Origin of the sequence: Limnohabitans sp. (assembly GCF_031539175.1) — a bacterium.
Classification (GTDB): domain Bacteria; phylum Pseudomonadota; class Gammaproteobacteria; order Burkholderiales; family Burkholderiaceae_C; genus Limnohabitans.
In genome coordinates, this window is sequence record NZ_JAVKLQ010000053.1 from 1 (window position 1) to 4,298 (window position 4,298).

Genomic DNA, 4,298 nt, shown 5'->3' on the forward strand with positions numbered 1-4,298 from the left:
GTGACGGATGAGGAATTGACTATGATTGAAAACCGATTGAATCATCGCCCCAGAAAGCGACTAGGATTCAAGACACCTCACGAGGTATTCCATGCCTCGTTAAAGCGTGTTGCACTTCGTCCTTGAATCCGCCTAACTAAACAGGGCTAGTTCAGCGGAATTTAGACTGTGGCAAGGTTTTGAGATCGCCTTGTTGTGAAGCCACGTAGTTGGCCAATTCTTTGAGCTCAGCGTTGCTGAATTGCTTGGCAACACCGCCCATCACACCGTTGCTGCGGCCCCATGATGAGGTGCCTTCAACCTTGTAAGACTTCAAAGCGACGAACAAGTAATCGGCATTTTGGCCGGCAATCTTGGGGTAGCTTGGGTCGATAGGCTTGGCAAAGTTAGCGCCGTGGCAAGAGGCACAGGCGCCTTTGGTCAACAAAGCGGCCACATTGCCTTTGGCTTCAGTGGCGGCTTCTGGCAGCGTAGCGCCTTCCACTTTGCCGTGTACGCTGTAGTAAGCGGAGACATCGGCGATGTCTTGCTCAGTCAAGCTGACCGCAATGCTGCGCATGGTGGGGTGCTTGCGCTCGCCCTTTTTGTAAGCCGTCAATGCAGAGGCGATGTATTTCTCGCCTTGGCCCGAGATTTTGGGGACTTTGTACACTTCGGGGAAGCTAGCCTGATAGCCAATGATGCCGTGGCAACCAATGCACATGGCGATTTTGGTTTCGCCTGCTTTGGCATCGCCTTTGAGCTCTTGAGCTTGGCTAGAAAAGGTCGCAGCGGCGACAACGAAAGCTAACGCGGTTGAGAGAAACTTGTTCATAGTGCAAATCCAGCCAAGACAGATTGATTAAAGTCAACCCCGAATTATATAGAGCGCCTCACCATGAAATTCACCGGTACCGAGAACTACGTCACCACCCCCGATTTGATGCTTGCCGTCAACGCAGCGATGACCCTCAAACGCCCTTTGTTGGTCAAGGGAGAACCCGGCACAGGCAAGACCATGCTTGCTGAGGAGGTGGCGCAGGCGCTGGGCATGCCCTTGCTGCAATGGCACATCAAATCAACCACCAAAGCGCAGCAAGGCCTGTACGAATACGACGCGGTCAGTCGTCTGCGCGACAGCCAAATGTCTGACTTAGACGGCGGCGAGCGGGTCAAAAACATTGACAACTACATCATCAAAGGCGTGCTGTGGCAGGCCTTCATGGCCGAAGAACCCGTGGCCTTGTTGATTGACGAAATCGACAAAGCGGACATTGAGTTTCCCAACGACTTGTTGCGCGAACTCGACCGCATGGAGTTTTACTGCTATGAAACGCGCCAGCTGATCAAGGCCAAAAACCGTCCACTGGTGTTCATCACCTCGAACAATGAAAAAGAATTGCCCGACGCGTTCTTGCGTCGCTGCTTCTTCCACTACATCAAGTTCCCCGATGCGGACACCATGCGTCAAATCGTGGCCGTGCATTTCCCCAACATCAAGCAAGAGTTGCTGAGCATGGCGATGAAGACCTTCTTCGACATCCGCAACTTGCCTGGCTTGAAGAAAAAGCCGTCGACGAGTGAATTGATCGACTGGCTCAAACTGCTGGTAGCCGAAGACATTCCTTTGTCTGCGCTGCAAACGGCAGACGAAAAAGTCGCCGTACCACCCTTGGTCGGTGCCCTCTTGAAAAACGAGCAAGACGTGACCCTGTTTGAAAAACTGGTGTTCATGCAAAGCCGCAACCGTTGATCGCCGCCCCCATGCTTGCACAATTGATTGAAGGTTTGACCGATGCCCTGGGCTTCGTGATTGGCGCGTTACTCGGCTACGGTTTGGGCGTAACGTTTGGACTGAACTTGTTTGCCGAAGGCTACGGTGCAGGCAGCATGATCGCAATTTTGCTGGTGGGCTTGGGCGGCGGCATTGGCTTGCAAGCGGCCCGCCACTTACGCACACGTCAGGCAAAACAAGACTAAGGCGCCATGCTGATCGATTTTTTCTACACCCTGCGCGCAGCCAAACTGCCGGTCTCCGTCAAGGAATACCTGACGCTCTTGGAGGCGCTCAAAGCACAGGTGGTGGGCCCCGGTAGCGACGCCTGTAGCTTGGATGACTTCTATTTCTTGAGTCGCCTCATTTTGGTCAAAGATGAAAAGCACTACGACAAATTTGACCGTGCCTTTGGCGCGTACTTCAAAGGCGTCGACATGCTGACCGACTTCACCAAAGAAGTGCCGTTGGAGTGGCTCGAAAAAATACTGCAAAAAGAACTCACCCCAGAGCAAAAAGCTGCCATTGAAAAAATGGGCTGGGACGAGTTGATGGAGACGCTCAAAAAACGTCTCGAAGAACAAAAAGAACGCCACGAAGGTGGCAACAAATGGATCGGCACAGGCGGCACCTCGCCATTTGGCAACGGGGGCTACAACCCGCAAGGCATTCGCATTGGCGGCAAGGGTGGCAACAAAAGTGCCGTCAAAGTGTGGGACCAGCGCAGCTACCAAGACTACGACGACACCCAAGAGTTGGGCACCCGCAACATCAAAGTGGCCCTGCGCCGTTTGCGTCGCTTTGCACGCGAGGGCTCGGTCGAAGAACTGGACTTGGACGGCACCATCCACAAAACCGCCGCCAACGCCGGTTACCTCGACATCTTGATGCGCCCCGAGCGCCACAACAACGTGAAAGTGTTGCTGCTCATGGACGTGGGCGGCACGATGGACGAACACATCGCCCGCGTGGAAGAAATGTTCTCCGCCGCCAAAGCTGAGTTCAAACACTTGGAGTTTTATTACTTCCACAACTGCGTTTACGACTTCATGTGGCGCAACAACAAACGCCGCTTTGCCGAAAAATTTGCCACCGTCGACATCCTGCGCAAGTACAACAAGGACTACAAACTCATCTTCATTGGCGACGCCACCATGAGCCCGTATGAAATTGTGCAACCTGGCGGCAGCGTGGAATACAACAACGAAGAAGCCGGTGCGGAATGGCTGCAACGCCTCACCCATGCGTTCCCGAAATACGCTTGGATCAACCCCGAACCCCAAGGCGTTTGGCAGTACCGCCAAAGTGTCAGCATCATTCAGCAGCTCATGAGCAACCGCATGTACCCCATGACTTTGAAAGGCCTGGAAGAAGCCATGCGGATGCTGAGCAAGTGAGCCTCTAAAATACCCATCGGCCGCCGCCGTAGTTCAATGGATAGAACGACTCCCTCCTAAGCGACTTGGTAGGGTGCCAAACCAAAGCTAAGTTGTTGATTTATATAGAAAGCAGACTCTGCTAATCCCTCGAAATCCACCTTGATCCAAGGTAGTCTTGGAACAAATTTGGCACACGAAGATGGAAAAGTAAGGGCCAGAAACGACAACAGGTAGCATGTAGCTACCTGTTTTTTTATGTAGTGTCAATCGGTGGTGTCCCCACCAGGAATCGAACCTGGATCTGATTCTTAGGAGGAACCTGTTCTATCCATTGAACTACAGGGACACACGATCAGCCCGCTACTGTAGCATGGGTGCGAGTCTTTAGACAAGAAGTGATATACAAGATGGTCAGTCAACAACTTATTGATAATTTGAAGGAAAAGACCAAAGGCAAGTTGTTGATGTCACCTGAACAACTGTCTGAAGTAATTCCATTCACTTCCAAGCAGCAATCAAAGTTGCGAAAAGAAAACCGTTTTCCAATCCCATTCAAGAACATTGGACGACTTGTTTACTACTCAGTTTATGACGTGGCAAACTTCCTTTTGAATGGTGAAACCACACCAACCAAAGAAGTTCCAGAAGAAGCGCCAGCACCACAGATCACCGTCAAGAAAAAGCCAAACAAGTCAACAGCACCAGTTCAGGACCTGTCTCATATTTTCATGCTCAGAGCCTTTGCAAAGTCCTTGGAAGAACGTGCAACTGCTATGCTTTCCTTGGCAGAGAACTTGAACAACTATGCCAACAAGAAAGAAATGATGGATAACTTCCAGAAGAAGTTTCCACCCAAGGATTTGAAAACCACGGTACTGAAAGAGTAAATTCCAATGAATACAGCGACACTTGACAGTATCAGGTTATCAGTCAACTCAAAACTTGACCAAAAGAACAAATCTAAACTTGGTCAGTTTATGACTGCAACGGTCATTGCTGATTACATGGCAAGTCTCTTTGATAAGAACGGCGGATTCAAGGACGAAGTGCAACAAAGATGAACTGGTTATAGGTGGCTGAGGATGCGAGAGCATCATGGCCGCTTTAACCGCCAAATCGAAATTGCCCAATGTACAAGCACCTCAGCCGAGAAGAACGATACCAAA

The 4,298-nt window shown here is 51.0% G+C and carries 5 protein-coding genes and 1 tRNA gene; 4 read left to right on the forward strand and 2 right to left on the reverse strand.

From position 1 onward, the window contains the following. Positions 1 to 151 precede the first annotated feature (151 nt). Positions 152 to 814, reverse strand: a complete 663-nt coding sequence (locus RMS95_RS09455; RefSeq protein ID WP_310645607.1) for a c-type cytochrome — start codon at positions 812 to 814, stop codon at positions 152 to 154. Positions 815 to 877: 63 nt separating this feature from the next. Between RMS95_RS09455 and RMS95_RS09460 the strand changes: the two genes are divergently transcribed. From RMS95_RS09460 to RMS95_RS09470, 3 genes are read left to right on the forward strand one after another with little or no spacing between them, the layout of a single operon-like run. Further along, a complete protein-coding gene (locus RMS95_RS09460; RefSeq protein WP_104798848.1) occupies positions 878 to 1,732 on the forward strand; it encodes a MoxR family ATPase in 855 nt (284 codons plus the stop codon). An 11-nt stretch (positions 1,733 to 1,743) separates the two neighbouring features. Beyond that, entirely contained in the window at positions 1,744 to 1,959 is a 216-nt protein-coding gene (locus RMS95_RS09465; protein WP_310645609.1) for a hypothetical protein, read from the forward strand. Positions 1,960 to 1,965: 6 nt separating this feature from the next. After that, positions 1,966 to 3,150 carry a VWA domain-containing protein gene (locus tag RMS95_RS09470; protein WP_310645611.1) on the forward strand — a complete coding sequence of 395 codons (1,185 nt, stop codon included), beginning with the start codon at positions 1,966 to 1,968 and terminating at the stop codon, positions 3,148 to 3,150. 253 nt (positions 3,151 to 3,403) lie between these two features. On the opposite strand, the gene RMS95_RS09475 is transcribed toward RMS95_RS09470, so the two are convergent. After that, positions 3,404 to 3,478, reverse strand: a tRNA-Arg gene (locus RMS95_RS09475). 61 nt (positions 3,479 to 3,539) lie between these two features. On the opposite strand from RMS95_RS09475, the gene RMS95_RS09480 reads away from it, so the two are divergent. Further along, complete coding sequence (locus RMS95_RS09480; protein ID WP_310645614.1) at positions 3,540 to 4,019, forward strand: hypothetical protein; 480 nt, start codon at positions 3,540 to 3,542, stop codon at positions 4,017 to 4,019. Positions 4,020 to 4,298: the final 279 nt, after the last annotated feature.

Bases quoted from the DNA above. Each gene is read 5' to 3' on its own strand.
- RMS95_RS09460 (WP_104798848.1), top strand. From the start codon at position 878: ATGAAATTCACCGGTACCGAGAACTACGTCACCACCCCCGATTTGATG.
- RMS95_RS09465 (WP_310645609.1), top strand. From the start codon at position 1,744: ATGCTTGCACAATTGATTGAAGGTTTGACCGATGCCCTGGGCTTCGTG.
- RMS95_RS09480 (WP_310645614.1), top strand. From the start codon at position 3,540: ATGGTCAGTCAACAACTTATTGATAATTTGAAGGAAAAGACCAAAGGC.
- RMS95_RS09470 (WP_310645611.1), top strand. From the start codon at position 1,966: ATGCTGATCGATTTTTTCTACACCCTGCGCGCAGCCAAACTGCCGGTC.
- RMS95_RS09455 (WP_310645607.1), bottom strand. From the start codon at position 814: ATGAACAAGTTTCTCTCAACCGCGTTAGCTTTCGTTGTCGCCGCTGCG.